This is a genomic window from Enterobacter sp. Res13-Sevr-PEC09-46 (assembly GCF_015672585.1).
Classification (GTDB): Bacteria; Pseudomonadota; Gammaproteobacteria; order Enterobacterales; family Enterobacteriaceae; genus Enterobacter; species Enterobacter hormaechei_C.
Window position 1 is genome coordinate 249338 of record NZ_JADABR010000005.1, and the last position, 23902, is coordinate 273239.

Annotated in this window: 21 protein-coding genes; 10 read left to right on the top strand and 11 right to left on the bottom strand. The window is 59.6% G+C overall.

All coding sequences use genetic code 11. The annotated features are described in order from the left end of the window. Positions 1–11: 11 nt before the first annotated feature. Both betB and betI read right to left on the bottom strand, forming a co-directional pair. Positions 12–1484, bottom strand: coding sequence for a betaine-aldehyde dehydrogenase (gene betB, locus IMQ56_RS02435; RefSeq protein ID WP_196063747.1), 1473 nt, complete (start codon positions 1482–1484; stop codon positions 12–14). A 13-nt stretch (positions 1485–1497) separates the two neighbouring features. Then, on the bottom strand, positions 1498–2085 hold the full coding sequence (gene betI / locus IMQ56_RS02440; RefSeq protein ID WP_003858827.1) for a transcriptional regulator BetI: 588 nt from the start codon (positions 2083–2085) through the stop codon (positions 1498–1500). Between the two features lie 128 nt (positions 2086–2213). On the opposite strand from betI, the gene betT reads away from it, so the two are divergent. Then, the gene (betT, locus tag IMQ56_RS02445; protein ID WP_023296083.1) at positions 2214–4247 is read left to right on the top strand and encodes a choline BCCT transporter BetT; all 2034 of its coding nucleotides are present in this window, start codon (positions 2214–2216) and stop codon (positions 4245–4247) included. Positions 4248–4627: 380 nt separating this feature from the next. Beyond that, complete coding sequence (locus IMQ56_RS02450) at positions 4628–5077, top strand: SymE family type I addiction module toxin (RefSeq protein WP_196063746.1); 450 nt, start codon at positions 4628–4630, stop codon at positions 5075–5077. Between the two features lie 87 nt (positions 5078–5164). Here IMQ56_RS02450 and IMQ56_RS02455 read toward each other — a convergent pair whose 3' ends face one another. From IMQ56_RS02455 to IMQ56_RS02465, 3 genes are read right to left on the bottom strand one after another with little or no spacing between them, the layout of a single operon-like run. Then, positions 5165–5665 (bottom strand): type VI secretion system tube protein Hcp, encoded by a 501-nt coding sequence (locus IMQ56_RS02455; RefSeq protein WP_196063745.1) that lies wholly within the window; start codon positions 5663–5665, stop codon positions 5165–5167. Further along, positions 5665–6021, bottom strand: a complete 357-nt coding sequence (locus IMQ56_RS02460; protein WP_196063744.1) for a putative T6SS immunity periplasmic lipoprotein — start codon at positions 6019–6021, stop codon at positions 5665–5667. Before IMQ56_RS02460 ends, IMQ56_RS02455 begins: the two co-directional genes overlap by 1 nt. Further along, positions 6018–6578: a hypothetical protein gene (locus IMQ56_RS02465; protein ID WP_045324902.1), complete on the bottom strand. Its 561-nt coding sequence runs from the start codon at positions 6576–6578 to the stop codon at positions 6018–6020. The genes IMQ56_RS02460 and IMQ56_RS02465 overlap by 4 nt, the downstream gene beginning before the upstream one ends. Positions 6579–6790: 212 nt before the next feature. Between IMQ56_RS02465 and sitA the strand changes: the two genes are divergently transcribed. Genes sitA through IMQ56_RS02485 form a run of 4 tightly spaced genes read left to right on the top strand, consistent with a single transcriptional unit; the run spans position 6791 to position 10192 of the window. Beyond that, positions 6791–7702, top strand: coding sequence for an iron/manganese ABC transporter substrate-binding protein SitA (sitA, locus tag IMQ56_RS02470; protein WP_045339331.1), 912 nt, complete (start codon positions 6791–6793; stop codon positions 7700–7702). 2 nt (positions 7703–7704) lie between these two features. Beyond that, complete coding sequence (sitB, locus tag IMQ56_RS02475) at positions 7705–8511, top strand: iron/manganese ABC transporter ATP-binding protein SitB (RefSeq protein WP_017382524.1); 807 nt, start codon at positions 7705–7707, stop codon at positions 8509–8511. Then, on the top strand, positions 8508–9359 hold the full coding sequence (gene sitC, locus IMQ56_RS02480; protein ID WP_023296090.1) for an iron/manganese ABC transporter permease subunit SitC: 852 nt from the start codon (positions 8508–8510) through the stop codon (positions 9357–9359). The genes sitB and sitC overlap by 4 nt, the downstream gene beginning before the upstream one ends. Continuing rightward, on the top strand, positions 9353–10192 hold the full coding sequence (locus tag IMQ56_RS02485; RefSeq protein WP_017382522.1) for a metal ABC transporter permease: 840 nt from the start codon (positions 9353–9355) through the stop codon (positions 10190–10192). The genes sitC and IMQ56_RS02485 overlap by 7 nt, the downstream gene beginning before the upstream one ends. Here the strand turns inward: IMQ56_RS02485 and entD are convergent. After that, on the bottom strand, positions 10128–10817 hold the full coding sequence (entD, locus tag IMQ56_RS02490) for an enterobactin synthase subunit EntD (RefSeq protein ID WP_039271382.1): 690 nt from the start codon (positions 10815–10817) through the stop codon (positions 10128–10130). The two genes, IMQ56_RS02485 and entD, sit on opposite strands and share 65 nt — an antisense overlap. Before the next feature lie 62 nt (positions 10818–10879). After that, positions 10880–13132, bottom strand: a complete 2253-nt coding sequence (locus IMQ56_RS02495) for a TonB-dependent siderophore receptor (protein WP_196063743.1) — start codon at positions 13130–13132, stop codon at positions 10880–10882. Between the two features lie 146 nt (positions 13133–13278). Here IMQ56_RS02495 and fes point away from each other — a divergent pair, with 146 nt between their 5' ends. From fes to entF, 3 genes are read left to right on the top strand one after another with little or no spacing between them, the layout of a single operon-like run. Further along, positions 13279–14478, top strand: coding sequence for an enterochelin esterase (fes, locus tag IMQ56_RS02500; RefSeq protein ID WP_045328983.1), 1200 nt, complete (start codon positions 13279–13281; stop codon positions 14476–14478). A gap of 10 nt (positions 14479–14488) precedes the next feature. Next, on the top strand, positions 14489–14701 hold the full coding sequence (locus IMQ56_RS02505) for an MbtH family NRPS accessory protein (RefSeq protein ID WP_015571182.1): 213 nt from the start codon (positions 14489–14491) through the stop codon (positions 14699–14701). Further along, positions 14698–18555, top strand: a complete 3858-nt coding sequence (gene entF, locus IMQ56_RS02510; protein WP_196063742.1) for an enterobactin non-ribosomal peptide synthetase EntF — start codon at positions 14698–14700, stop codon at positions 18553–18555. Before IMQ56_RS02505 ends, entF begins: the two co-directional genes overlap by 4 nt. An 82-nt stretch (positions 18556–18637) precedes the next feature. On the opposite strand, the gene fepC is transcribed toward entF, so the two are convergent. From fepC to fepD, 3 genes are read right to left on the bottom strand one after another with little or no spacing between them, the layout of a single operon-like run. Then, positions 18638–19432, bottom strand: a complete 795-nt coding sequence (gene fepC / locus IMQ56_RS02515; RefSeq protein ID WP_032652926.1) for an iron-enterobactin ABC transporter ATP-binding protein — start codon at positions 19430–19432, stop codon at positions 18638–18640. Further along, a complete protein-coding gene (gene fepG / locus IMQ56_RS02520) occupies positions 19429–20418 on the bottom strand; it encodes an iron-enterobactin ABC transporter permease (RefSeq protein WP_026094382.1) in 990 nt (329 codons plus the stop codon). Before fepG ends, fepC begins: the two co-directional genes overlap by 4 nt. Next, positions 20418–21422, bottom strand: coding sequence for a Fe(3+)-siderophore ABC transporter permease (fepD, locus tag IMQ56_RS02525; protein WP_017382515.1), 1005 nt, complete (start codon positions 21420–21422; stop codon positions 20418–20420). Before fepD ends, fepG begins: the two co-directional genes overlap by 1 nt. Before the next feature lie 109 nt (positions 21423–21531). Here fepD and entS point away from each other — a divergent pair, with 109 nt between their 5' ends. Then, the gene (gene entS, locus IMQ56_RS02530) at positions 21532–22758 is read left to right on the top strand and encodes an enterobactin transporter EntS (RefSeq protein WP_017382514.1); all 1227 of its coding nucleotides are present in this window, start codon (positions 21532–21534) and stop codon (positions 22756–22758) included. A 77-nt stretch (positions 22759–22835) separates the two neighbouring features. Here the strand turns inward: entS and fepB are convergent, their stop codons facing one another. Then, positions 22836–23795, bottom strand: coding sequence for a Fe2+-enterobactin ABC transporter substrate-binding protein (gene fepB, locus IMQ56_RS02535; RefSeq protein ID WP_032103091.1), 960 nt, complete (start codon positions 23793–23795; stop codon positions 22836–22838). Positions 23796–23902: the final 107 nt, after the last annotated feature.

Here is a 23902-nt window from a genome sequence, read left to right on the forward strand (position 1 = left end):
AAACCTCCCGGTTAAAATATGGACTGGAATTTACCCATCTCAACCTGGATGGACTTCACCTGGGTGTAACTCTGAAGCGTCATGACGCCGTTCTCACGGCCAATGCCGGAGTGTTTGTAGCCACCGACCGGCATCTCTGCGGCGGATTCGCCCCAGGTGTTGATCCAGCAGATGCCCGCTTCGAGCTGATGAATGGCGCCGTGGGCGCGGTTCAGATCGGCAGTGACGATGCCTGCCGCCAGACCGTAGTCGGTATCATTGGCGCGGCGAATGGCTTCTTCGTCAGTGTCATAGGTAAGGATGGACATCACCGGGCCGAAGATCTCTTCGCGCACGATGGTCATTTCGTCGGTGCAGTCGGTGAACACGGTCGGGGCCACCCACGCGCCGTTATCAAAGCCGTCGCCCTTCAGTACGTCGCCGCCGCACAGCACGCGCGCGCCTTCCTCTTTGCCTTTGGTGATGTAGCGCAGCACGCTGTCGCGATGCGGGAAGCTGACCATCGGGCCAAAGTTGGTGTTTTCATCGAACAGGTCGCCCGCGCGGATGCGGCCCACGCGCTCGACGATTTTTTGCTCAAACGCGGCTTTGACCTTCGCGGGCACGAACACGCGGGTGCCGTTGGTGCACACCTGGCCGGAGCTGAAGAAGTTCGCCATCATGGCGATATCTGCCGCGAGATCCAGATCCGCGTCGTCAAACACTATTAGCGGGGATTTACCGCCCAGCTCCATCGTCACCTCTTTCAGGGACGAGGCCGCCGAGTTCGCCATCACCTTTTTGCCGCTGGCCACGCCACCGGTGAAGGAGACTTTGGCGATGCCCGGATGCTCGGTCAGGAACTGGCCGGTCTCTGCGCCCACGCCCGGCAGGACGTTAAACACGCCGTCCGGCACGCCTGCTTCGGTGTAGATTTCCGCCAGCTTCAGGGCGGTGAGCGGGGTCACTTCGCTCGGCTTGAAGATCATCGCGTTGCCCGCCGCCAGCGCCGGGGCGGATTTCCACAGGGCGATCTGGATCGGGTAGTTCCACGCGCCGATGCCCGCCACCACGCCCAGCGGCTCGCGGCGGGTGTAGACGAACGAGGTGCCGCGCAGCGGGATCTGGCTGCCTTCCAGCGCCGGGATCAGCCCCGCGTAGTACTCCAGCACGTCTGCACCGGTGACGATGTCGACGGTCGAGGTTTCGGAATACGCTTTACCGGTGTCGAGGGTTTCCAGCTTCGCCAGCACATCGTTGCGCTCGCGCAGGATATCGACGGCGCGACGCAGGATGCGCGAGCGCTCCATGGCGGTCATCGCCGCCCAGATTTTTTGCCCGCGTTTTGCGCTTTCGACGGCGCGGTCGACGTCTTCGCGCCCGGCCGCCTGCACGGTCGCCAGAACTTCACCGTTCGCCGGGTTGATGGTCTCGAAGGTACGACCGCTGGTGGCGGATGTATAACCACCATTGATATAAAGCTGCTGTTCTGCCATTCGGGACATAAATTCTCCTCGGTTAATCGGTCGGTAAATGCTGGCTGATAAAGTGGCTGGTAAGCGACTGGGCCAGGGTTTTATCCAGCGGTTTGCCGCTGAGCGCAGCGCGCAGCCACAGCCCGTCAATCAGTGCGGCGAGCCCGTAGCCCGCCTCTTCAGCCTGTTCACGCGGCAGCTCGCGGCGGAACTCGTACACCAGGTTTGAGAGCAACCGACGGCTGCTGACCTGCTGCAAACGGTAGAGCATCGGCTGATGCATGCTGCTCGCCCAGAAGGCCAGCCAGGCCTTCATCGCCGCGCCGCTGACCTGGGTTTCATCAAAATTGCCGCCGACAATCGCCTGCAAACGCTGCTCTGCGCTGCCGTCCGGCAGGGCGCGTAAACGGCTTAATACCGCGTCGCGCAGCTGACCGGTAATGTCGCGCATGGTTGCTTCCAGCAGACCATTTTTATCTTTGAAATAGTGGCTGATGATCCCCGTGGACACGCCCGCCCGACGGGCGATCTGCGCAATGGTTGCGTCATGCATTCCCACTTCATTAATTGCTTCCAGCGTGGCATCGATTAGCTGCCTGCGCCGGATCGGCTGCATCCCCACTTTGGGCATTTTTGCCACTCCATTCATCAGCGTTGGTTAACTATTAAAGCGGTTTTTGATTGGACGTTCAATATAAAATGTGTCTTAATTGTTGCGATTTTGGATTTTAATAGTTACAAAAACAGTGGGGATACTGGATGACAGACCTTTCACAGGACAGAGAAAAAGACAAAATCAACCCGGTCGTTTTTTATACGTCCGCCGGGCTGATTTTGTTGTTTTCCCTGACGACGATCTTCTTTCGTGATTTTTCTGCCGAGTGGATTGGGCGCACCCTGAACTGGGTGTCGAAGACCTTCGGCTGGTACTATCTGCTGGCGGCGACGCTCTATATCGTGTTCGTGGTATGCATTGCCTGCTCGCGCTTTGGGTCGGTGAAGCTCGGGCCGGAGCAGTCTAAACCCGAGTTCAGCCTGCTGAGCTGGGCCGCAATGCTGTTTGCCGCGGGTATCGGCATCGACCTGATGTTCTTCTCCGTGGCGGAACCGGTCACGCAGTATATGCAGCCGCCGGAAGGGGCAGGGCAGACGATGGAGGCCGCGCGCCAGGCGATGGTCTGGACGCTGTTCCACTACGGCCTGACGGGCTGGTCGATGTACGCCCTGATGGGCATGGCGCTCGGATACTTTAGCTATCGTTATAATTTGCCCCTTACCATCCGCTCCGCGCTGTACCCGATTTTCGGCAAAAAGATCAACGGTCCGATTGGCCACAGCGTCGACATTGCGGCGGTGATCGGCACCATCTTCGGCATTGCCACCACGCTCGGGATTGGCGTGGTGCAGCTTAACTACGGGTTGAGCGTGCTGTTTGACATCCCGGATTCGATGGCGGCGAAGGCGGCACTGATTGCGCTGTCGGTGATTATCGCCACCATCTCGGTGACCTCCGGCGTGGATAAAGGGATTCGCGTGCTCTCCGAGCTGAACGTCGCGCTGGCGCTGGGGCTGATCCTGTTCGTGCTGTTTATGGGCGACACCTCGTTCCTGCTGAATGCGTTAGTGCTGAACGTAGGTGATTACGTAAATCGCTTTATGGGCATGACGCTGAACAGCTTCGCCTTTGACCGTCCGACAGAGTGGATGAACAACTGGACGCTCTTCTTCTGGGCGTGGTGGGTGGCGTGGTCGCCGTTTGTCGGCCTGTTCCTGGCGCGTATTTCGCGTGGGCGCACCATCCGTCAGTTCGTGATGGGCACGCTGATCATCCCGTTCACCTTTACCCTGCTGTGGCTGTCGATTTTCGGCAACAGCGCGCTGCACGAGATCATCCACGGCAATGCGACTTTTGCCCAGGAAGCGATGGCGCACCCGGAGCGCGGCTTCTACAGCCTGCTGGCGCAGTATCCGGCGTTTACCTTTAGCGCGTCCGTAGCGACCATTACCGGCCTGCTGTTCTACGTCACCTCGGCGGACTCCGGCGCGCTGGTGCTGGGGAACTTCACCTCGAAGCTCAAGGACATTAACAGCGACGCGCCGAACTGGCTGCGCATCTTCTGGTCCGTCGCCATCGGCCTGCTGACGCTCGGCATGCTGATGACCAACGGTATCTCGGCGTTGCAGAACACCACGGTGATCATGGGCCTGCCGTTCAGCTTCGTGATCTTCTTCGTGATGGCCGGGCTGTATAAATCGCTTAAGGTGGAAGACTACCGCCGCGTCAGCGCCAGCCGCGACACCGCCCCGCGTCCGCTGGGCGCGCAGGACAGGCTGAGCTGGAAGAAACGCCTCTCGCGCCTGATGAACTACCCCGGCACGCGCTACACCAGCCAGATGATGGAGACGGTCTGTTTCCCGGCGATGGAAGAGGTGGCCCAGGAGCTGAAGCTGCGTGGCGCCTACGTGGAGCTGAAAAACCTGCCCCCGGAAGAGGGCGAAAATCTGGGGCACCTGGATCTGCTGGTGCACATGGGCGACGAGCAGAACTTTGTCTATCAGATCTGGCCGCAGCAGTATTCGGTTCCCGGCTTTACCTACCGGGCGCGCAGCGGGAAGTCGACCTACTACCGGCTGGAGACCTTCCTGCTGGAAGGCAGCCAGGGGAATGATTTGATGGATTACAGCAAGGAGCAGGTGATCACGGACATTCTGGACCAGTATGAACGGCACCTTAACTTTATCCATCTGCACAGGGAAGCACCGGGGAATAGCGTGATGTTCCCGGATGTTTGAGGCTTGATCTGAAGAACCTACAAAGGCAGCGCCGCTGCCCTCATGCCGGGTGGCGGCGATGCCTTACCCGGCCTACAAAACCGGTTTATCGTAGGCCTGATTAGCGAAGCGCCATCAGGCGTTTAATGAGCATTGGATCTGAAGGGCAATATTTCCTTTCTTTATATTCACCATTTTATTTTTCTTTATTTACTCGAGCCGCCTCGCATTTCCCTAATATTCGACCCCTGTACATTTATCCATGGCAGTGTAATAGCGGCAGTTAAGCCAGCACTGAGATCTTGAAAGAATAGGTAAAAAGGTAAGAAAAGGAATCGCGGTACAAAGGTGTGCGACCACCTCCATACCGCTAACCACAAACAACTAAACAGGAGTTGATTATGGCTGCGAAGAATTCTATGCCAGAGCGAGCTATTGCCCAAACAGAAAATGCAGATTTAGAGATTCAGCAAGAAAATCGCGAGAAGCTACGCAAAAAACGCATCCGGGCGTTACATGACGAACCGGTTAACTCTGCGTATCTTCATGAAAGAGGAGAGGCGGGTTCCGCCTGTGTGGAACTTTATACTCGAATGGAGCGCAACTATCTGCCGTTAACCGGCGTGTGGTTAACCCGCGCAGGGTTTAAAGCAGGAATAGCCGTGAAGATCCGCGTGATGCCGGATTGTATTGTGATTACGCCGCAAAATTCCCGTGAGCTGTGGGGCTGTCTGGAAGGCGTCAGTGCAACGTATACCAACAAACTGAAGATGATGAAGTGGCTGGAGACGTTTCCGGGAGCGTTAATTGATACGGGGGATTTGCCCGTGAATGAAAGTGGAAAAGGGTAGCGCTTAAGATTAACCAGGCGATCCTGGGAATGCCAGGATCGCCGTTTCTGAGCGCCAGCATGCATTGATCTTTATGAGCCAGGTAAATTATGCGTTACTCTTCTCTTTCTGTGCAGGTTTCAACCATGCATCGCCATAAAGAATATTGCCTTTCACATAATTCCACTGAATGCCCCGGAATCGAAGCCCCACCACTTCATGCATATTCGGGGCTGAACTGCCCGGGTAATAAACATGCGTGAAATCCAGAGATGAGATCACCACGCTGTCAAGCGTAATGGTGTAGATCTCTCTTTCTGCTCCCGCTTCAACAATTTCATAATATTTGATAATGGCTTTTTGCAGCCGTCTGCCCTCGCAGGCGGCAACGGCAAGATAAGGGCTCACTTTATCTAATTGCTTATGCACGGTAACCGGACTATGCTGCCGTGTTCCGGTCATATTCCCGGTATGGCTGTCCACTGCCTGTTTTATGCCGTAACTGCTGTTCATAATTTCGATAGCACCTTCCCGGCCTGGCATCATACAGTCGCCCTGAATGAGCATTCCGTTCTCATCGTAGAGAAATAAGTAAGCGGGTAATGACATTATAATCCTCCTAAATTAGTAAGCTGTCCGTCATTATCAATAAAGAATTCGTGATGATAATTTTTATTATTTAAACCATAGCTAATAACATACGTATAGCCATACTCCCATTTCACATCTATGCAATTGTTAGGATAAGACCAACTGAGTTTATTACTTCCTGAACTTGTGATAGTTGTAATGTCGGGACCTTTGCTGGAATCAATGGTGTAATAGTTCACGACATCTTTTTTATCAATACTAAAGCAAACATGGTTACCATCAATAAAAGTAGCTCTGGAATGAGACAACGGCGGGCAACCAGGGCACCCCGTCAGGAGAATACATAATGGTGAGATGAGCGTTATAGTTTTCATCCTGGGAATCCTTTCAGAATATTTTTATATTTTTGCAGCATAGAATAAACGGGTTCATTCGAATTAATATCTCGATATTTTGGCAGGAATGTATATTTTTCAAACCCATAAAACTGTAATAACCAGTAGTCACTTACGATCGATGCTTGCTGTTCTAATCCGTAATGCAATAGATCTGCTTTATCAAAGCTATAGGTGTAGTCAGCAATACCAGAGAATAATCCCCTTGTTCTGACAAACATCCCTTTTTGGGCTTGCCAGACATGCATCATTTCATGCATGAATAGATGTTTTTTATCTAACAATTTTTCTAATGAAAAATCCGGAGAATATGTGTCTTCTCTAAACCACATTTCCCCGTTGGGAGTCATAGCAACATTTACAGGTTGTAAATTAAAAGGAAGATAGCTTTCCCTGTGTACCCACACCAGATGATAACGGATGCTGTAACCGTAAAGCGTCTTCGCAAGGGCGATTTCACCAATTGTGAGCTGTCGGATCCCGCCCGGATTAATCGGGGTTCCCGAAGTGGGGTGAATTCTTTCATTAACCGGCATGTCAATTCCCTTTTATTAATATGGGTATTGGCCGTAAATAATACTCCTGACCGTGAGAGAAAAAAGAAAGCACATTTCCTAAAAATTCCGCCTGACAGTCCAGGTTGACACAACTTTAATGATAATTATTTTCATTTAAACATAGCCTGTGCTATACCTTATAGCACAGGCTAATTTTGCTTTGAATTTAATCACCTCAGGAGACTTCTGCGATGCATCCACGGCAAGGATTGAAGCGTCTGTTGCTCGGCGCGCTGCTCATGACTGCGACCACGACCGGCGCGCTGGCGGCTGAAAAGTTCCAGGTCATCACCACTTTTACCGTTATTGCTGATATGGCGAAAAACGTGGCGGGGGATGCCGCAGAGGTCACCTCCATTACCAAACCGGGCGCGGAAATTCACGAATACCAGCCCACCCCGGGCGATATCAAACGCGCGCAGAAGGCACAGCTGATCCTGGCGAACGGCATGAATCTGGAACTGTGGTTCCAGCGCTTTTATCAGCATCTGAACGGCGTGCCGGAGGTGATTGTCACCAAAGGCATCACCCCGATGGGCATCAGCGAAGGGCCCTATAACGGCAAGCCCAATCCGCACGCGTGGATGTCGCCGGACAACGCCCTGATTTACGTCGATAACATCCGCGACGCGCTGGTGAAGTACGATCCGGCCAACGCACAGACCTATCAGCGCAATGCGGAAGCCTACAAGCAGAAGATCACCGCCACTCTCGAACCGCTGCGCAAGCAGGTCGCGGAGATACCTGAAGACAAACGCTGGATGGTAACCAGCGAAGGGGCGTTCTCCTATCTGGCGCGGGATTTGGGCCTGAAGGAGCTTTACCTGTGGCCGATCAACGCCGATCAGCAGGGCACGCCCCAGCAGGTGCGCAAGGTTATCGACATGGTGAAAAAACATCACATTCCGGCGGTGTTTAGCGAAAGTACGGTCTCGGATAAGCCCGCCCGTCAGGTGGCGCGTGAAACCGGCGCCCACTATGGCGGCGTGCTGTACGTCGACTCTCTGAGCGCGGAAAACGGCCCGGTGCCGACCTATATCGATCTGCTGAACGTCACCACCCGCACGCTGGTGCAGGGCATCCGTGACGGCATGAAGGAGTAACCATGCACGAGGGGATTGTTGTAACCGACGTGACCGTGACCTACCGCAACGGCCACACGGCGCTGCGCGACGCATCGTTCAGCGTGCCGGGCGGATCGATTGCCGCCCTGGTGGGGGTGAACGGTTCCGGCAAGTCCACGCTGTTTAAGGCGGTGATGGGGTTTGTGCGGGCGGCGAGCGGCACTATCTCCATTCTGGGGCTGCCGCCTCACCGGGCGCTGCGTCAGAACCTGGTCGCCTACGTGCCGCAGTCGGAAGAGGTCGACTGGTCGTTTCCGGTGCTCGTCGAGGACGTGGTGATGATGGGCCGCTACGGGCATATGGGGTTTCTGCGTCGTCCCAAAGAATGCGATAAGCAGATCGTCACCGACGCCCTGAAGCGTGTAGATATGCTCGAGCTGCGCCATCGGCAGATTGGCGAGCTGTCCGGCGGGCAGAAGAAGCGCGTGTTTCTGGCGCGGGCGATTGCCCAGCAGGGCGAGGTGATCCTGCTCGACGAGCCGTTTACCGGCGTGGACGTCAAAACCGAAGCCAGGATCATCAGCCTGCTGCGGGAGCTGCGCGACGAGGGCAAAACGATGCTGGTCTCGACCCATAACCTGGGCTCGGTCACGGAATTCTGCGATTACACGGTGATGGTCAAAGGCACCGTGCTGGCGAGCGGCCCGACGGAAACCACCTTTACCGCCGAGAATCTCGAGCGCGCCTTTAGCGGCGTGCTGCGCCACGTGGTGCTCAGCGGCTCGGAAGATCGCATTATTACCGACGACGAACGCCCCTTCGTCACGCACCGTCAGGAGGCCAAATGAACGTGCTTCTCGAACCCTTCGGCTACGAGTACATGCTCAACGCGATGTGGGTCTCGGCGATGGTGGGCGGGCTGTGCGCGTTTCTCTCCTGCTATCTGATGCTCAAAGGCTGGTCGCTGATCGGCGATGCGCTGTCGCACTCCATCGTGCCGGGCGTAGCGGGGGCCTACATGCTCGGGCTGCCGTTCTCGCTGGGGGCGTTTTTATCGGGCGGGCTGGCGGCGGGCAGCATGCTGTTTCTCAACCAGCGCAGCCGCCTGAAGGAGGACGCCATTATCGGGCTGATCTTCTCCTCGTTTTTCGGGCTGGGGCTGTTTATGGTCTCGCTCAACCCGACCTCGGTGAACATTCAGACCATCGTCCTCGGCAATATTCTGGCTATCGCCCCGGAAGATATCGTCCAGCTGGCGATTATCGGCGTGGTGTCGATAGTTATCCTGCTGTTCAAATGGAAAGATCTGATGGTGACCTTTTTTGATGAGAACCACGCCCGCGCCATCGGCCTGCGTCCTGAACGCCTGAAAATTCTCTTCTTCACGCTGCTGGCGGTCTCTACCGTGGCGGCGCTGCAAACCGTCGGCGCATTTCTGGTGATCTGTCTGGTGGTCACGCCCGGCGCGACCGCGTGGCTGCTGACCGACCGCTTCCCGCGCCTGCTGATGATTGCGGTCGCCATTGGCAGCATCACCAGCTTCCTCGGCGCGTGGGCCAGCTATTACCTGGACGGCGCCACCGGCGGCATTATCGTGGTCGCCCAGACGCTGCTGTTCCTGATGGCGTTCGTCTTTGCGCCGAAGCACGGACTGCTTGCCAGCCGCCGTCGGGCGCGGGAGGCACACCCATGTTGACGCTGCTTCTCGAACCCTTCCAGTTTGCGTTTATGAACAACGCGCTGCTGATTTCACTCCTGGTGGCCGTGCCCTGCGCGCTGCTGTCGGTTTTTCTGGTGCTGAAAGGCTGGGCGCTGATGGGCGACGCCATGAGCCACGCGGTGTTTCCCGGCGTCGTGCTGGCCTGGATGATGGGCCTGCCGCTGGCGCTGGGCGCGTTCGTGGCCGGTCTTTTCTGCGCGGTCGCCACCGGATATCTGAAGGATAACAGTCGCATCAAACAGGATACGGTCATGGGGATCGTCTTTTCCGGCATGTTCGGCGCGGGCCTGATCCTCTATATCGCCGTCAAACCTGAGGTGCATCTCGACCACATTCTGTTCGGCGATATGTTGGGTATTAACGGGATGGACATTCTGCAAAGCGGTCTCGTCGCGGGGCTGATTGCGCTGGTGATTGGCCTGAAGTGGCGCGATTTTCTGCTGTTCTGCTTTGACTATCAGCAGGCGCAGGCGAGTGGCCTGCGCACCCGCTGGCTGCACTACGGCTTACTGTGCATGGTTTCGCTGACCATCGTTGCGACGCTGAAAGCGGTGGGGATCATTCTGTCGATTTCCCTGCTGATTGCGCCCGGCGCCGTGGCGGTGTTGATTACCCGACGCTTTCACATGGCGCTGCTGGTGGCGGTCGCCGTTTCAGCGCTGGTGTCGGTAAGCGGCGTTTATGCCTCGTTTTATCTCGACAGCGCGCCTGCGCCGACCATTGTGGTCCTGTTCGCGATGGTGTTTATCGTGACGTTTGTGGTGACCAGCGTGAAGGCTCGTCGCCAGGAGCGTGTGACAGCAGGGTGATGACCTGTTCGCCGTGCTGCTGCCAGTGCAGGCGGAAGGCGGTGCCTTCTTCAAAGCCTGCCAGTTGACGGGTCAACGCCAGCGTGAGCGTCTTGTCGTCGAGCTTGGTAACGCGGGCGCAGTCAAAACCCATCCAGGCCTGTACCTGCGGAAAGAGGGCCTTAAACAGGCTCTCTTTGGCGCTGAAGACCAGCGTCAGGGCGAGGGCGAACGGGTATCCCTGGCGGGAAAGCACAGGTTCTTCCTGCGTATCAATAATGCCGTCTTTGATTTCCCTGGCTTCGTTTTCGAAGAGGATCGTTTCACAATCGATGCCGATAAGCGCCGGGTATTGCGTGACGACGGCTATCGCCTGCGTGCCGCTGTGGGTGATGCTGCCGGAAATACCTTGCGGCCAGAGCGGTTCCCCGCTGGGGCCGATGGCGGGCATGGTGTGGTCAGGTAAGGCGTGCGCGGCGGCGATGCGGCCTGCCAGGTGGTCGGCCTTGCGTTTGCGTCCAGCGTCAGCAAGCTGCGCGTGATGGGGGAGCCAGAGGAGATCGGCGTCGGTAAAGGTGGCGGGGTCGAAAGTGATGCGGTGGAGGGTGTGGCCGGCGAGAGAAAATGTGCTGTGGGTGGTGTGCATGGTTTTTCCCCTCACCCTGACCCTCTCCCCGGAGGGGAGAGGGAAGGATTGACTTCAGTGCCTTAAAAACGCGTATTCACGCTCATATACCAGGTACGGCCCGGTTCATTATACGTATACGCGCCCGCACCGTACATATACGCGCCGGTGGTGGTATTACCCGTGGTCTGGGCGTTACCCGCACGCCACTGGCGCTTGTCGAAGACGTTGTCCACGCCGCCGGTCAGGCTGACGTTTTTGGTCACGTCCCAGGTCGCGCTCAGGCCCACGATGCTGTACGGGCTGACTTCGTCTTTCTCAGACCCGGTGACCGGCTGACCTTTGTAGTTGTACTTCTTCGGCTGCTGCTTGCCGTACCAGGTGAAGGTCGACTGGAGCGATACGTCCTGATGCACCTGCCAGCTCAGGGTAGAGTTCAGCGTATACTCCGGGATGATCGACAGACGATCGCCGGTCTCCTTGTTCTTGCTTTGCAGCATGTAGGTGATGTTGTTGGTCCAGTTGATGGTGTCGCTGACCGGCACGTTCAGGGAGCCTTCCAGACCTTCTACTACCGCCTTCGGCACGTTTTCCCACTGGTAGATATCGGTGGTGACTTTGCCGGTGGACGTCTGGCCAATCGGCGCGTAGCCCGCTTCAATCTTGTTGCGGTAGTCGTTGCGGAACCAGGTCACGCCCGCCAGCCAGCCGTCGCGTTTCCACTCCAGGCCAATCTCTTTGTTGATGCTGGTTTCCGCTTTCAGATCGTCGTTACCCATCATGTAGCAGCCCACGCCGTCGGAACTGGCGTAGCAGCCCTGGCCTTTACTGTACAACAGGTAGTTAGGGTTGGTCTGGTACAGGCTTGGCGCTTTATAGGCGCGCGCGATGCCCATCTTCAGGGTGAAGTCATCCCCCAGACCCTGCGACAGGTTCAGGGACGGGCTCCAGTTATTACCCACAATGGTGTGGTGGTCGAAGCGCAGGGCAGGGGTCAGCATGGTGCTGTCGGTCAACTCCATGTTGTTTTCGGCAAACAGGGAGAAGATCTCCGCTGAAGTGTACGGGCTACGGTCTTCGCTCATGCCCGGAATGGTGCCGCCCTGCTGGGTTTGCGTGAAGGAGGTCGAGTCCTTCATGCGCTGCTGGTTCCACTCGGTGCCGAGCGTCAGGTTTTGATTCACAATGAAATCAATCGGCAGGTTGATTTCGCTGTGCAGCATCACGTCGGCCAGGTCGGTATCGGTGAATTTATTGCTGTTGAACAGGCCTTCCAGACCGCCCGCCAGGCCTTCGCCCAGACGTGAGTTGCGGGTGTGCTCGTACTGCGCCCAGTTGCTGGTGGTAATGCCGTTATCCCAGCCGCCGTTCCAGGTCACGGCGAAGTTCTGACGATAGATACGGTTAGTCTCTTTACCGTAGTTCTTCTTCACCAGCCCGCTGGAGCTGTTGTCGTTGTTGGTATTCTGGGTATCGCCCGCGTAAAGGTTGTTCTGGCGGCTGTATCCCGCCTCAAACTCCAGGGACTGCATAGGCGCAAAGTCCCAGCGCACCACGCCGTTGATGTCTTTATTCTCGACCCCTTCACGGCCTGCCGGCAGCGTGTCGGCATATGTGCCGGTACGGTCAGACTGATGGCCCTGGTTAATGTCCCAGGCGTCGGCCTGAGTTTTATCCAGGTTACCGTACATGCGGAAGCTGAAATCCCCGCCCAGCGGGCCGCTCAGGCTGAAGTTAGTGCGTTTGGTGGAACCTTCGTCTTTATGCTCTGGCGCATTCAGGTAGGTGTTCCAGGAGCCGTGCCACTGGTCGTCAAATTTTTTGGTAATGATGTTCACCACGCCGCCCGCCGCACCATTACCGTAGCGGGCAGCAGCCGGGCCACGGATCACTTCGATGCGCTCGATCATCTCCGGCGGGACCCAGCCGGTATCGCCGCGGGTGTCACGCTCGCCACGCCAGCCCAGACGGATGGAGTTGCGGCTGGTGACCGGCTTGCCGTCGATCAGGATCAGGGTGTTTTCCGGGCCCATGCCGCGAATGTCAATCTGACGGTTATTCCCGCGCTGGCCGCTGGTGGAGTTGCCGGTCAGGTTAACGCCCGGCATGGTGCGGATGATTTCCGCCACGTCGCGCGCGGGCGGGTTTTTGCGGATCTCGTCGGCGGTGATGGTCGACACGCCCGGCGCCTGCAAATTCTGCTCGGCGGCGGTGATCACCATGGTGTCTTCGTGCTGCGCGGCGGTGGCGGTGTTGTCGTCTGCCATGACGGGCAGCGCGACACCATAAATCCCTAAATTGACCAGCAAGGCCAGAGAGTGAATCTTCTTATTCATTGTACGTCCCGCTTTTATGGTTATTTAATGAGCGCGCTTCCCACAGCGCGGGCATTACGCTATTGCAAATGCAAATAGTTATCAATAATATTATCAATAAAATTTGCTCTGAAACAAAAAAGACTGTTAAACATGGGGTTATAAGGGTGACGGCGTTAACAACCGGAAGTGAAGCGTGGTGGCAGGCGAAAGACGGGCCGGAACGGGAACGTCATCAGGAAAACTATCGCGTGACATTCTGGTGGCGGGACCCGGCGGGAACGCAGAAAACGTCGACGGTTAAACGCGTCTGGCTCTACGTCACCGGTGTGACCGATCACCATCAAAATGCCCGTCCGCAGTCCCTTGAACGTATCCCGGATACCGACGTCTGGCAGTGGCAGGGCGAGTTCAGCCCGGAATGGCGCGGCAGCTACTGTTTTATCCCCTCCGACAATGAAAACGATTTTGCCAGCGCAGTGTTTGAAGGCGATCAGCCGGACCGCATGGCGCTGCGCGAAGGCTGGCGCAAACTATTGCCGCACGCGGTGTCCGACCCGCTGAATGCCCAGAGCTGGCGCGGCGGGCGCGGGCACGCCGTCTCGGCGCTGGAGATGCCGGAGGCGCCCGTACAGCCCGGCTGGAACCATCCCGATACCCCTTACAAAAAGCCTGTCTGCATTGAGTGGCACAGCGCGCGTCTGAAGAACCGTCGCCGCGTGTGGGTTTTTACCACCGGGGATGAAAGCCCCGAGCGCCCGCTGGCGGTGCTGCTCGACGGGCAGTTCTGGGCCGAAAGCATGCCCGTCTGGCCTGCGCTGGCGTCGCTCACCCATGAAGGCAAACTGCCGCCTGCGGTCTATGTCTTAATCGACGTGATTGACACCGCACACCGCAGCCGCGAGCTGCCGTGTAACCCTGATTTCTGGCTGGCGGTGCAGGACGAACTTCTCCCGCAGGTGAAAAGCATGGCCCCGTTCAGCGACCGCGCCGACCATACCGTGGTGGCGGGTCAGAGCTTCGGCGGGCTCTCTTCCCTCTATGCGGGCCTCAACTGGCCGCAGCGTTTTGGCTGCATCCTCAGCCAGTCCGGATCCTACTGGTGGCCGCACCGCGGCGCGCAGCAGGACGGGCTGCTCATCGAACAACTCAAAGCGGGTGACAAAACCGCTCGCGGGCTGCGCATCGTCCTTGAGGCCGGGCGCAACGAGTCGCTTATTTTGCGCGCAAACCAGGCGATCCTCGCCGAACTACACACTCAGCAACCGGTTTTCTGGCGTCAGGTTGACGGCGGACACGATGCGCTTTGCTGGCGCGGTGGGCTGACGCAGGGGCTGATGACCCTCTGGCAGCCGCTTATTCAATAACGGAGTCTGTATGGAATTCAGCAATCCTTTCGATAATCCGCAGGGACAGTTCGCCATTTTGCAAAATGACCAGGGGCAGTACAGCCTGTGGCCGCAGCAGTGCGAGTTGCCCGCGGGCTGGCGCGTGGTCTGCGAACCGCAATCTCAGGAGGCGTGCCAGCAGTGGCTGGCGGAACAGTGGCAGACGCTTGAGCCGTCATGTTTTGCGGGGGAGCGCGCATGAACCGTCTCCCTCTTGTCGCCGCCCAGCCGGGGATCTGGATGGCAGAGCAGCTTTCCTCCCTGCCAAACGCCTGGAGCGTCGCGCACTACACCGAGCTGAAAGGCGCTATCGATGCGCCATTGCTGGCAAAAGCCATCGCTGAAGGCATGATGCAGGCCGACACCCTGCGGATGCGTTTTGCCGAAGATAACGGTGAGGTGTGGCAGTGGATCGATGAGGCCATGCTCCTGCCGGAGCCGTCCATCGTGCGCGTTGACTCCCACGACGCCGCCGTGGCGCTGATGGAGGCCGATCTCAACCAGAACCTGCGCGTCGACAGCGGTCAGCCGCTGGCGTTTCACCAGCTGATCCAGGTGGGAGAAAGCCACTGGTACTGGTATCAGCGGTATCATCATCTGGTGGTAGATGGCTTCAGCTTCCCTGCTATTACCCGTCAGATCACCGCCATTTACGCTGCGTGGCAGAAAGGTGAATCCACGCCGGCCTCGCCGTTTACCCCGTTCGCCGAGGTGGTGGAGGAGTATCAGCGCTATCGCGACAGCGAGGCGTATCAGCGCGACGGTGCTTTCTGGGCCGAACAACGCAAACAGCTTCCTTCTCCGGTCTCGCTCTCTTCCGCGCCGCTGCCGGGACGCGCCGCCACTACCGATATCCTGCGCCTGAAAATTGCGATGGACAGCCATGCGTTCAGTCAGCTTGCACAGATGGCAGGCCAGGCGCAGCGTACCGATCTGGCGCTTGCGCTGGTGGCGCTGTGGCTGGGCCGCCTGACCGGACGGCTGGACTACGCTGCCGGGTTTATCTTTATGCGCCGCATGGGCTCCGCCGCGCTGACCGCGACCGGGCCTGTGCTCAATGTCCTGCCGCTGGCGGTGAATATTAACCCACAGGAGAACCTGCCGACGCTGGCGCTGCGCCTGGCGAACCAGCTGAAAAAGATGCGCCGCCATCAGCGTTACGACGCCGAGCAGATCGTGCGCGACAGCGGGCGTGCCGCAGGCGATGAAGCCCTGTTTGGTCCGGTGCTGAACGTCAAGGTGTTCGATTATCAGCTGGATATCGACGCCGTGGAGGCCATTACCCACACGCTGGCGACCGGTCCGGTGAACGATCTGGAGCTGGCGCTGTTCCCGGACGAGCAGGGCGGACTGAGTATTGAGATCCTCGCCAACAGGCAGCGTTACGACGAGGCGACGCTGAAGGGACACGCGGCGCGCCTGAACGCAATGCTGACGCAGTTTGCCGCCAATCCGGACCTGCGCTGTGGCGACGTGGAAACCGTATCAGAGCAGGAATACGCCCGGCTGGCGCGCATCAACGATACCGGGCTGGCGCTGCCGTCCACCACGCTGGCGGATCTTGTGGCGGAGCAGGCGAGCAAAACGCCGGACGCCCCCGCGCTGGCGGATGCCCATACTGAACTGAACTACCGCCAGATGCGCGAGCAGGTGGTCGCGCTGGCAAACCTGCTGCGCGCGCGCGGCGTGAAGCCGGGCGACAGCGTGGCGGTGGCGCTTCCGCGCTCGGTGTTCCTGACCCTGGCGCTGCACGGGATTGTTGAAGCTGGCGCCGCCTGGCTGCCGCTGGATACCGGTTACCCGGATGACCGTCTGCGGATGATGCTGGAGGACGCGAAGCCGTCGCTGCTCATTACCACCGACGAGCAGCTTCCGCGCTTTAACAATCTGCCGATCGCCACCTTTAGTTACAACACACTATTACCGGCCACCGATGCTGAACCTCTGCGCCTGGCGAAGCCGGAGCAGACCGCGTACATCATCTTTACCTCCGGTTCGACGGGGCGTCCAAAAGGGGTGATGGTCGGCCATACCGCCATCGTTAACCGCCTGAAGTGGATGCAGGATCATTATCCACTGGCGGCGCATGACGTGGTGGCGCAGAAAACGCCGTGCAGCTTTGACGTATCGGTGTGGGAGTTCTGGTGGCCGTTTATCGCCGGGGCGAAGCTGGTGATGGCCGAGCCGGACGCGCACCGCGATCCGCAGGCAATGCAGAGTTTCTTTGCGCAGTACGGCGTGACCACCACCCACTTCGTGCCGTCGATGCTGGCGGCGTTCGTCGCCTCGCTGACGCCGGAAAACGTCGACTGTTGCAGGACGCTGAAGCAGGTGTTCTGTAGCGGCGAGGCGTTGCCGACTGCGCTGTGTCGCGAGTGGGAACAGCTCACCCATGCGCCGCTGCACAACCTCTATGGCCCGACCGAAGCGGCGGTGGATGTCAGCTGGTATCCGGCGTACGGCCCCGAGCTGGCGGCGGTGGAAGGCAACAGCGTGCCGATCGGCTTCCCGGTGTGGAATACGGGGCTGCGCATTCTGGACGCGATGATGCGCCCGGTGCCGTTCGGCGTGGCGGGGGATCTGTATCTCACCGGCATTCAGCTGGCGCAGGGGTACCTGGGACGCCCCGACCTTACCGCCAGCCGCTTTATCGCCGATCCTTTTGCCCCCGGCGAGCGAATGTACCGCACCGGGGACGTTGCCCGCTGGCTGGACAACGGCGCGGTGGAATATCTGGGCCGCAGCGACGATCAGCTGAAAATCCGCGGCCAGCGCATCGAGCTGGGCGAAATCGACCGGGCGATGCTCGCGTTGCCGGATGTGGCCCAGGCGGTGGCGCACGCCTGCGTGTTCAACCAGGCGGCTGCCACGGGCGGCGATGCCCGCCAGCTGGTGGGATACGTTGTCTCTGAATCCGGCTTACCGCTGGATCGCGACGCGCTGCTTGCATCACTTAAAGCCCAGCTGCCACCGCATATGGTGCCGGTGGTGCTGCTGCAAATCAGCGCGCTGCCGTTAAGCGCCAACGGCAAGCTGGATCGCAAGGCGCTGCCGATGCCGGAGCTGACCAGCAAAACTTCCGGTCGCGCGCCCGAGACGCAAACCGAAGTCGCCGTGGCGCAGGCGTTTTCTGCCCTGCTGGGCTGCGCGGTGAACGATATCGAAGCCGATTTCTTTGCCCTCGGCGGCCACTCGCTGCTGGCGATGCGCCTCGCGGCTCAGCTCAGCCGTGCGTTCAGCCGCAAGGTCACGCCGGGGCAGATTATGGTCGCCTCGACGGTGAGCAAGCTTAGCGCCCTGCTGGACTCGCAGATGAGCGACGAGCAGGCGCAGCGTCTGGGGTATGAAACCGTTCTCCCGCTGCGTGAAAGCAACGGCCCCACGCTGTTTTGCTTCCATCCGGCGTCCGGCTTTGCCTGGCAGTTTAGCGTCCTGGCGCGCTACCTCAGCCCGCGCTGGTCAATCGTCGGCATTCAGTCTCCCCGGCCTGAGGGGCCGATGCAGCAGTGTGCGGATCTCGATGCGGTGATCGAACATCATCTGAACACGTTGCGTAAGCAACAGCCGCAGGGGCCGTATTATCTGTTCGGCTATTCCCTCGGCGGCACGCTGGCGCAGGGCATTGCGGCGCGTCTGCGCGAGCAGGGTGAAGACGTAGCGTTCCTCGGCCTGCTGGATACCTGGCCGCCGGAAACCCAGAACTGGGCGGAGAAAGAGGCCAACGGCCTCGATCCGGAGGTGCTGGCGGAAATTGAGCGCGAACGCCAGGCGTTTATCGCTGCCCAGCAGGGGCAGGGCTCCAGCGAGTTGTTTAACGCCATTGAAGGCAACTATGCGGACGCGGTGCGGCTGCTCACCACGGCGCACAGCGCGCGGTTTGACGGTAAAGCGACGCTGTTTGTCGCCGAGCGAACGCGAACCCTGGATCCGCAGGCCGCGTGGGCGCCGTGGGTGGATGAGCTGGAGGTGTACAGCCAGGACTGCGCCCACGTGGATATCATTTCACCGCAGGCGTTTGAAAAGATTGGGCCGGTACTGAAGGAAATTTTTGGATAGTGCAAATGCCCGGTGGCGCTGCGCTTACCGGGCCTACGGGAGCGAAATGTAGGCCGGGTAAGGCGTAGCCGCCACCCGGCAATTACCGCCGACCCAACGGCACCACCAACGGCGTACCCGCCACCGGATCCTCAATAATCATGCAGCGCATGCCGTAGATCCGCGCGATCAGATCCGGCGTCACAATCTCTTTCGGCGCGCCCTGCGCCACAATCTCGCCGTCGCGCAACGCAATCAGATGCGTCGCGTAGCGGCACGCCTGGTTTAAGTCGTGCAGCACTGCCGCCAGGGTGTACCCCTGCGTACGGTTCAGTTCGCTCAGCAGTTCCAGCAGGTCAATCTGATGGCTGATATCCAGCCAGGTCGTCGGCTCGTCCAGCAGCATGATGGAGGTCTCCTGCGCCAGCACCATCGCGATCCACGCGCGCTGGCGCTGTCCGCCGGAGAGGGTATCGACGCTTTGCTGGGCCAGATCGGTGATGCCCGTCGCCTGCATCGCGCGCTTCACGGCCTCGTCGTCCTCCTTGCGCCAGCGGGTAAACAGCGGCTGGTGCGGGTAGCGCCCGCGGGAGACCAGCTCCTGCACGGTAATATCCCCCGGCGTGGTGGCGTTTTGCGCCAGCAGCCCAATTCGGCGCGCCACCTCTTTGCTGGCGAAGCGCTGGATCTGCTCCCCGTCGAGGAACACGCTGCCCTCAACCGGCGACATCAGGCGGCTCAGCGTGCGCAGCAATGTCGATTTGCCGCAGCCGTTTGGCCCGATAATGGCGGTGAAGTGGCCGTCCGGAATGGCAACGGATAAGTCCCGGGCAATGATTTTTTTACCGTAGCCGAGGGTCAAGTTTTCGCCGCGCAAGCGGGGTGTTGAATCTGTCATTTCTTGCGTGACTCCTGAACGAGCAAGACGATGAGGTAAATCCCGCCGAGGCTGACGGTCACCACGCCCACCGGCAGTTGATAAGGCGTAAACAGCCGCTGAGCGCAGAGATCGGCGGCCAGCAGTAATACTGCGCCGCACAGCGCTGCCTGGGTTAATCCCCAGCGCGCGGTGCCGCTAAGTCGCCGCGCGATATGCGGCGCGACAAGGGCAATAAACGAGATCGGCCCGGCGATGGCGGTAGACGCTGCGGTCAGCAAGACCGCCACCAGCATCAGCATCAGGCGCGAGCGCTCTACGCTCACGCCCAGCGCGCAGGCGCTGTCGTCGCCCATCTCCAGCAGCCGCATGCGCCTGACCAGCAGCAGCGCGCCAATAAACATCAGGATAATCAGCGGCGCGGCGGGCCAGGTTTTTCCCCACGTCAGACCGTTGAGGGAACCGGCGTACCACAGCCCGGCGGAGAGTGCGGTTTCCAGCGACGCCTGTAGCAGAAGCCAGGTGTTAAACGCCATCAGCATCGCGCGGATGCCGATCCCGATGATGATCAGGCGGAAGGTGTCGATGCCGTTGCGCCAGGCCAGGGCCCAGATAAGCAGGGAGGTGAGAATGCCGCCCGCCATCGCCGTAAAGGTAATGGCCATGAGATGCTGCCCGAACAGCACCATCGCCACCAGCACGCCGCTCCACGCGCCGGTATTCAGGCCCATCACGTCCGGGCTGCCGAGGGGGTTACGCATCAGCGACTGGAATATTGCGCCGCTGACGCCAAGCGCTGCGCCAACCAGGATCGCCATCGCCACACGCGGCAGTCGCCATTCGGTGACCACCATGGTGATGTTACGTGGCGCGCTGCCGGTGAGAGCGTGAAAGACCTGCGCGAAATCAAGCGTTACGGCACCGCTTTGCAGGCTCCAGACCGCCAGCAGCAGACTGGCGACGACCAGCAGGGCGACGCTGGTGAGTAATCGACGGGACGGGGCCATCATGCGCCACCCCCGCGTCTGCGTCGTACCAGGAAGATCAGCACCGGCGCGCCGATAAAGGCGCTGACCACCGAGACGCGCAATTCACCCGGCACCAGCAGGCGGCCCAGTACGTCGGCAAACAGCAGCAGGGCAGGGGTCGCCAGCAGCGTGACCGGCAGTGACCAGCGGTGATCCGCCCCCACCAGCCAGCGCGCCATGTGCGGCATCATCAGGCCGATAAAGGCAATCGGCCCGACGACGGCGGTCGCGCTGCCGCACAGCACGGTGATGACAAGCAGGCCCGTCAGCTGCGTGCGCGCCACGCGGTTGCCGAGGGCGGTCGCGGTGTCGCTGCCGAGGCTCAGGCTGTTGAGCGCCCGGCTTAAACACAGCGCTACGGCGGCAGAGATAAACACCGGGAATGCCACCACTTTCAGGGTATCAAGGGTACGGATATCCAGCGAACCGGCCTGCCAGAAGCGCAGCTGGTCATACACGTCCGGGTTGAGCAGGGCGATGCCGTTCGATAAGCCTTCCAGCACCGCCGCGAGCGCCACGCCCGCCAGTGTCAGACGTACCGGGCTGAGCTGTCCGCCGCCCTGGCTGCCGGTAAAGGCCACCACCAGCGAGGCGGCCAGCGCGCCGCAGAAGGCCATCACCAGCTGTTCAGACGGAGAGGTGAAACCAAACAGCGCCGCGCCGAGCACAATGGCGAAACTGGCACCAGAGTTCACGCCGAGAATGCCAGGGTCCGCCAGCGGGTTGCGGGTGAGGGTTTGCATCAGGGCACCGGCAAGCCCGAGTGCGCCACCGGCCAGCAGGCCGGCAAGGGTGCGGGGCAGCCGGGCGTCGAGCACGATAATGCAGTCGGCGCTCTGGCAGGTACCGGAGAGTGCATCGACAATAACGGACGCGGGCAGCGGCTTCGCGCCAACCAGCAAACTGAGTGCAATCGCAAGGATCAACAGCAGCAATAAAACGGGCACGGCTACGGCGCGCACCGCGGAAGAGGAAAACGACATAGCAACGTCCATGATGTGATAATGATAGTAATTATCGTTATCTATCTTATTTGGCTATGTTAGCATGTGCGCCCATGGAAATGGTAGACCGATACCTCAAGGCCTTGTCATGAATCAAAAATCCTGGCTGCTCAACCTCAGCCTGCTGAAAACGCACCCGGCGTTTCGAGCGGTTTTTATCGCCCGCTTTATCTCCATTTTATCCCTCGGCCTGCTCGGGGTCGCCGTGCCGGTACAGATCCAGACCATGACCCACTCCAGCTGGCTGGTGGGGTTATCCGTCACCTTAACCGGCGGGGCGATGTTTATCGGCCTGATGGTGGGCGGCGTGCTGGCGGACCGCTACGAGCGTAAAAAACTGATCCTGCTGGCGCGCGGCACCTGCGGGGTGGGCTTTGTCGGGCTGTGTCTGAACGCAATGCTGCCGGAGCCGTCGCTGATGGCGATTTATGCCCTGGGCCTGTGGGACGGCTTTTTTGCCTCGTTAGGCGTGACGGCGCTGCTGGCGGCCACGCCCGCGCTGGTCGGGCGCGAGAACCTGATGCAGGCGGGGGCGATCACCATGCTCACCGTGCGTCTGGGATCGGTGATTTCGCCGATGGTCGGCGGCCTGCTGCTGGCGACCGGCAACGTGGCGTGGAACTACGGCCTTGCCGCGGCGGGAACCTTTATCACCACCCTGACGCTGCTGCGTCTGCCGCTCCTGCCACCGCCGCCGCAGCCGCGCGAGCATCCGCTGAAGTCCCTGATGGCCGCGATTCGTTTTCTGTTCAGCAACCCGCTGATTGGCGGCATTGCGCTGCTCGGCGGCCTGCTGACGATGGCGAGCGCCGTGCGCGTGTTGTACCCGGCGCTGGCGGGCGAGTGGCAGATGAGCGCCTCAGAGATTGGGGTGCTGTACGCCGCCATTCCGCTCGGCGCCGCGTGCGGGGCGCTGACCAGCGGAAATCTGGCGCAGAGCGCGAGACCGGGGTTAATCATGCTGGTGGCGACGCTGGCCTCGTTTATCGCGATTGGTTTCTTCAGCCTGATGCCGGTGTGGGCGCTGGGGGTGATGTGTCTGGTGATTTTTGGCTGGCTGAGCGCGGTCAGCTCTCTTTTACAGTACACCCTGATCCAGACCCAGACGCCGGAAGGGATGCTCGGGCGCATTAACGGCCTGTGGACGGCGCAGAACGTCACGGGCGATGCGATTGGCGCAGCGATCCTCGGCGGGCTGGGGGCGATAATGACCCCGGTGGCGTCGGCGAGCAGCAGCGGGTTTGTGTTAGCCGTGGTTGGCGTAATTTTATTGGCGGTTTTGGTGGAGTTGCGTCGGTTCAGGCAGAACCTGTAGGTCGGGTAAGGCGTAGCCGCCACCCGACAAAACGCCCGGTGGCGCTGCGCTTACCGGGCCTACGGGAAACGTGCCACTTATTTAAAAATTGAATTCAAACGCTGCAACACCAACAACGCGCTGTAATAATCCAGGCGGAACGTCTCCGTTCCCAGCGCCCAGACGCGCTTGTTCTTGACCGACGGCAGATGCGCCAGCAGCGGATTGGCGTAAATCGCGTCCACGTCTTTCTGGTCGCCGGCAAACACGAACAGCCCTTCGCCGTTCAGCCCCGTCGCCAGGTTTTCCCCGCCCAGCTGAATAATGTCGTGACGCTTGCCCTGGCTTTGCGAGGTGTGCAATCCATCAGGTAACGCCGCCAGCGTGAAGCCCAGCTGGTGCAGCAGCTTGCCCTGAGCCGAGTCTGTCGTCCACAGGTTCGCCGTGTGCGCCGCGGCGGTGTAGACGATGGCGTTCACCGGCTGCGGCGGCAGCTTCATCTGCTGCTTCACCTGGGCGAGCTGTTTATCGAAGGCAGCGATGCGCTCTGCGGCCTGTGTTTCCTGCCCGGTGATCGTCCCCAGCTGGGTCAGCAGTTCCTGCCAGCTTTTGTCGTCGTAGTTAATGATAAGCGTCGGGGCGATGGCGGAAAGCTGATCGTAGAGCGCCAGCGCGGAATCCCCGCCAGTGGCGCTGATCAAAATCAGGTCCGGCATCTGGGCCGCGACCGCTTCGGCGCTCGGCTCGCCGATGTACAGCCGGGCAACCTTACGCTGTTTCGCGATATCGCCCCACTGACGTAAAAAGCCCTGTGCATCCGCCACGCGGTTGTTTGGCGTGGTGGCTCCGCTGGCAATAACCGGGGCGTCAATGGCCAGCAGGGAGCCGGTTAGGGTCACGCTGGTGGAGACAATGCGCGTCGGTTTGCTCTCAAGCGTATGTACGCCGCGGCTGTCTGTGACCTGACGCGGCCAGTCGGCGGCCGTCGCTGAGGTTAGTCCTAAAACAAAAAGTCCTGTTAAAAGAAAGGCATTACGGCAAACGGCAGGGAGTTTCACAGAGCGGCATCCTGTTTTTGTTGAAGTTAATGCTTCTCATTTTCATGAATGCGGGGAAGGTATGCAAGCGTTAGTCGCACAAGTTGTTTGCTCTGCGGTTGACACCA